Here is a 5,786-nt window from a genome sequence, read left to right as displayed (position 1 = left end):
GAAGTCCTGCTGGACGAAGGATCTGATCACATTGAGATCGGGGCACTGGCGGGCGATGAAATGTATCAGGAACACGGGGGCTGCCCTTCAGGGGGTGTTGTAGTCGTCATGGGATACATAAGGGGTCGGCAGTGCCTCATCGTCGCCAACGACGCTACTGTAAAAGCAGGTGCCTGGTTCCCCATCACCGCGAAAAAAAACCTCAGGGCACAGGAAATTGCTATTGAAAACCGTCTTCCCATCATCTACCTGGTAGACAGCGCTGGGGTGTATTTACCATTGCAGGACCAGATCTTCCCGGACAAGGAACATTTTGGCAGGATTTTCCGCAACAACGCCGTCATGAGCAGTATGGGGATCCCACAGATTGCAGCCGTTATGGGCAGTTGTGTGGCCGGGGGTGCCTATTTGCCCATCATGAGTGATGAGGCCCTGATCGTGGATAAAACCGGGAGCATTTTCCTGGCCGGCAGCTACCTGGTAAAGGCAGCCATTGGGGAAGAAGTAGACAATGAAACCCTGGGTGGGGCCACTACCCACTGTGAGATCAGTGGGGTCACCGATTACAAGGCTGAGGACGACAAGCATGCCCTGGAAACTATAAAAAACCTGATTGATAAGATGGGGGCGCCCCAGAATGCCGGTTTTAATCGAAAAGCGGCCGCTTCGCCCAAAGAAAGTACGGGAGATATCTTTGGTCTTTTACCAGCCTCACGTTCAGAGCCTTATGACATGCTCGATATCATCAAACGCCTGGTAGACAATTCGGAATTTGAACAATACAAGGCCGGGTATGGGAAATCCTTGCTCACGGGCTATGCAAGGATTGATGGCTGGGCCGTAGGCATCGTGGCCAACCAGCGCAAAGTGATCAAGACTAAAAAAGGGGAAATGCGTTTTGGAGGGGTCATTTACTCGGATTCTGCAGACAAGGCCACCCGTTTTATTGCCAACTGTAACCAGAAGAAGATCCCTCTGGTCTTCCTGCAGGACGTAACCGGTTTTATGGTGGGCAGCAAGAGCGAGCACGGGGGCATCATCAAGGATGGTGCGAAGATGGTCAATGCCGTTAGTAATTCCGTAGTGCCCAAGTTTACAGTGATCATTGGCAATAGCTATGGTGCCGGCAATTATGCCATGTGCGGGAAGGCCTATGACCCCCGTCTAATCGTGTCCTGGCCAAGTGCAGCATTAGCCGTAATGAGCGGTAATTCTGCAGCCAAGGTGTTGCTGCAAATCGAAAAGGCTACGTTAAAGAAACAGGGAAAAGAGATCACAAAGGAAAACGAAACGGAGCTCTTCAATAGCATAAAGGAACGGTATGACCATCAGATCTCCCCGTATTATGCAGCCGCCCACCTGTGGACCGACGCGATCATAGACCCCCGGGACACACGGAAATGGATCTCCATGGGTATTGAAGCCGCCAACCAGGCACCAATAACTAAGCCTTTTAATATGGGCGTGTTACAGGTGTAGGTTGATCAGTTTGAGATCTGTGAAGATTTAATTCTTCTCGGGATATAGCTGAAAATTATAATAACGGTCGTCTTCAACCTTGACGAGTACCTGGTACATGCCGGGGTAAGAAACCCCAAGGACATCCCCTTTGACCGCCCTGATTCGGAAACGCCCCCATTCATCTGTTATTACGCTTGTATTGCTTGTATAATTACTGACAGTTGCCCCGCGCCTCCGTGAACGCATTTCACTTCTACCCGAAGTCACGATTTCAAACACTGTACCTGATATTTCCCTTTCGTTCTTCTCCCTTTTCCGCAGCTGTCGGGGTTTAGCCGCCTTCCGGGATTTATCTGTATAGTGGGTGGATTGCAGCCAAAAACCAACAACACTCTCACCTATACGTTCCCAGGAACCCTGGCTGGCATAGCGGCGATAGGAATATGTTGCTTTTACCTCACCAGCAGGCAAACTGAGGGAGATATTCTCCGTTCCATAGACACCCAGCAGTTCAAGGCTTACTATGAAATCGTCCCTGACCCATATATCATAAGGTTTGAGGTCGATCACCGTTAATATATCCTCAGCGCGCAGCAGATGGAGGATACTCTTGCCACTCTCGTTCAGATTTTGCCCGGGGGTACCCCAGTTATCAGCAAGGTCATAAATATTAACCCGCAGTCGGACGCTGTCCGATGGATTGTGCAGCACATTAAAAAAAAGAGTATTCAATTTTCTCAGCCCTTTCCGTACCCGGATCCTGGAGGCCAGTTCGCCTCCCATGGCAACACTGTCTTTCCAGTAACCAATTCCTTTCCCCAGCAGGTCCCGATAACCCACCTCATCCTCCACCTCAACGTATTCCTTATCTGTAAGTACTACCTCATCCAGAGACAAGGGCTTGGGTTTGAGGCGAACAATTAGTTTAAGTACATCTTCCTTTAGGAGGGTTATGGGGATTTCATGGGGTAAATAGCCCAGGGACGACATGCGGATGATGTCTCCCTTCTTGACCTCGCGCGGCCTGAATTCCAGGAGAAATTCTCCATTTTCATCGCTAATGGTCCCTATACCACGGTCTACAATACCAATATTGACAAATGGAATGGGTTCTCCCGTTACGGCGTCCCTTACAACACCTTCATAAGCCAGCTGCCCGTTCAGTGCAGCAGCAACCAACCCAAAGAATACTAGTAGCGGCGTCCTGATCAAGCACTATCTGATTTGGCTGTTCCCGGCTTTAACCAGGCTCATCAGTTGCTGGTTTTTGGATTTAAGTCGCAACCTGAAGGTTTTTACCCGCTTTCGCTGATTGGGCGTACCGTAGTTGTCATAGATGGTTGCCTTCAGGTAGGTTGGGGTAAGGCTTTTGTTCCCCAGGTAGTTGATGTTGATGTTCCACTCTCCGGGGAGGGAACCATCCAGCACATACTCCAGAACCGAATACCCCGTTTCTTTTTCTTCCAGGATGCGCTCTTCGTTATCTGCAAAGGTGTGTTTCCAGGTATAATACTGACCCTCCGGATTAACGAACTGCAATTCGAATTCCGCTTCGCTATCGTTCCATTCAAACACCAGTCGGGTACTTTCCTGTACAAAGAGGTCGGTTTCTATCTTGCCTGCGTCTGCCCCCACGGCATCGGCTTCCAGTTGCAGGAGGTTATCGCTCTCATGCTGGACAATGTTAGCAAACTCCTCAGACTTCAAAAGGAATCCAATATCCACCAAATACTTATATCGGGCAAACATTCCTGCTGCCCTGGCCGGCTTACCAGCATCCCTGTAGGCTACTGCCAGGTCCATGTAGGACTGACTGTAGTGGGGCCTGAGGATAAATATGTCTTTGAACAGTTCCAGGGCTTCTTTATACCGGCCCTGTTCCTGGTAGGAATAGGCTAGAGCTTTAAGCAAGACAGCATTATCTGTAAACACCTCTTTGTGCGTGTTCAGGATATCATCAGCAAAATCGCGTCCACCAACTTGATCGTAGAAATGGCGATAGGCATCCAGGTAAAAGTAGGGAGATGCGCTGTAGCGCGACTGATACTGATCAAATACCGCACGGGCTTCTTGCTGGCTGCTGCTATTTTGCAAAGCGATCAGGTATTCTGGCTGAGCAGCGGCAAGGTCATCCCCATCAAGAACAGGGCCCTCGATATAATTGTTCCTCAAACGAGCGAGGTCCTTTATCTTGGGGTCACCCTGAAAGCCATTTGCCGTATTGATAACGATTACGCCACCACTTCCAATGGCCCCATATCGCGTAGTGTAGGCGACCGAGGAAATAAGCGCCATTCGTTTAATCAAGGTAACATCTAGCCAAATGGGCGCATCCCTGAAAATCTGACCGTCAACATCAAAGATCGCAACCCTTGGATTACCTATGGATCCGACACCCCTGAACACCACACTACCACCGGTGGCACAGTTCCCCAGGGTCCTTACGCCGGTGAAGCGATTACGGATCACATCCAATACACAAAGGCCAATGGGGTTGATATCTTCTTCGTTTAACATTTGCACCCTTCCATAAGCGCGCTCTGCATCGATAACCCCAAAATAGGTGTTGATAAGTTTGGGGTTAAACCGATATTCCATAGCTAGTTGCTGCTGGCTTTTCCTTCGGCTACTGGTAACTGTTACTTCCTCCAATTCCTGAATATCTGGAACCATGATCAGGTTCAAAAAACGTGTGACGTCCTGCACGGGTACTTTGTAAGTCTTCATCCCTGCATAATGGTATTCAAGCATATCGCCCGTTTCGGCCTGTATTTCATATTTTCCCTGCTCATCGGTAAAGGTCGAACGCGTTTTCCCGTTGACCAATATCTGTACGTTTTCAAGGGGTGCATTTCCATCAGAAATTGACCCCTTAATGGTTCGTAGGTCCTGGGCGTAGCCATAAAATGATAGCGATAACAGCAGGACTGCTGTTAAGGTGAGTGTCTTTTTCATAGTGAGCTTTTTTTGATTATTTCATAGCAATTTTTGTGCCATTATTCAAGCGAAAAAGGCGCTGATTGGCTTCCTTCAATTGCAGTCGGTATACCATGACTTGCTTGCTCTGTGAAAAGGTTCCGTAGTTCTGATATATGGTGACCTTCAGATAGGAAGGTGTAAGGCTTTTATTGCCCAGGTATTTGATGTTTACCTCCCATTCTCCTGGAAGGGAACCATCGAGCAAATATTCAGCTGTAGCATATCCGGAGGCCTTCTCCAGGCTGATTAACCTGGCATTATCGGCCAGGCTGTGCTTCCAGGTGTAGTATTGATCCCCGGGATTCACAAACTGTAGTTCAAATTCCGTTTCACTGTCGTTCCACTCAAAAACCAAACGGGTTCCTTCAAATTCTTCTTCTGCCACATAAAGGGAGCTTGCATTCTCCCTATCAACCACCGCATTTTTATTCAGGAACAAAAGGTTGTTGTATTCCCGTTCAAACAAGGGCATGAATACCGTTGTATCTGGTTTTATAAGGGCGTTATCAACCATATACTGGAAACGGTTATACATGGCCGCCGCCTGTTTGGGGTTTCTCGCATCCCTGTAGGCGTTCGCCAGGTCTACATAAGACTGGGCATAATTTGGCCGTAGACGAAGAACTTCCTTGTATAGCTCCAGTGCCTTATCATAGCGGCCCTGTTCCTGATAGAGGTAGGCCAGCGCTTTTAGCAATACGGCATTCTTTTCAAATATGTAGCTGTTTTCAGCAATAACAGCATCGGCCTGTTCGACGTCTCTCCAGGTGTCGTGCAATTCCCTGTAGCTGTCAAGGAAGAAATAAGGGGAGCTGCCGTATATTTTCCTGTTGGTCTGATAGGCCTGCATGGCAGCCGTTTTACTGGAAGCCTCCCTGAATTCCCTCAGGTAACGGGGTTCATTATTTTCTACTTCTTCACGCGAAAGGACCTTACCCGAAACATAATTGTTACGCAACCTGGCGTAATCTGTAATTTTATTGGATTTGGGGTTCCCGGTGATGGTATTGATAACTACAACCCCACCAGCCGCAATACTTCCATACATGGTAGTTGTGGCAAAATTATTCAGTACCGCTATTCGTTTGATATTCCTGACGTCTATCCAGATTGGAGCATCGGTAAATATTTGTCCGTCCACATCGTAAATCGCTGCCCTTGGGTTGGTGATAGAGTTGGATCCCCTAACAAAAACTTTTCCAGTCGCTGAGGAATTGGGCCCACTTACCGTAAGCAAGGTCCCGGGAAGCGCAATTTCTCCATCACCTACCTGTCCGGTGATATTGGTTAACTGTCCCCCAAAGCTCTGTCCGAATGCCCCCGTACAATTGCCCACCACCCGAACA

Annotated in this window: 4 protein-coding genes; 1 reads left to right on the top strand and 3 read right to left on the bottom strand. The window is 48.6% G+C overall.

Annotated elements, in window-relative coordinates; genetic code table 11:
- On the top strand, window positions 1–1,479 hold a 1,479-nt coding region (locus AC4E7D_RS10730), incomplete at its 5' end, for an acyl-CoA carboxylase subunit beta (RefSeq protein WP_490173793.1).
- 27 nt (window positions 1,480–1,506) lie between these two features.
- On the opposite strand, the gene AC4E7D_RS10725 is transcribed toward AC4E7D_RS10730, so the two are convergent.
- From AC4E7D_RS10725 to AC4E7D_RS10715, 3 genes are all read right to left on the bottom strand, one after another.
- Entirely contained in the window at window positions 1,507–2,673 is a 1,167-nt protein-coding gene (locus AC4E7D_RS10725; protein ID WP_490173792.1) for a carboxypeptidase-like regulatory domain-containing protein, read from the bottom strand.
- A 3-nt stretch (window positions 2,674–2,676) separates the two neighbouring features.
- A complete protein-coding gene (locus tag AC4E7D_RS10720) occupies window positions 2,677–4,416 on the bottom strand; it encodes a DUF2135 domain-containing protein (protein WP_490173791.1) in 1,740 nt (579 codons plus the stop codon).
- A gap of 16 nt (window positions 4,417–4,432) precedes the next feature.
- Window positions 4,433–5,786: DUF2135 domain-containing protein (locus tag AC4E7D_RS10715; RefSeq protein WP_490173790.1), on the bottom strand; the 1,354-nt coding region annotated here is incomplete at its 5' end.

It is taken from the genome of Lentiprolixibacter sp., assembly GCF_982873095.1.
Note: the sequence above shows the minus strand (reverse complement) of the source record. Positions and strands in the feature narration are given on the sequence as shown.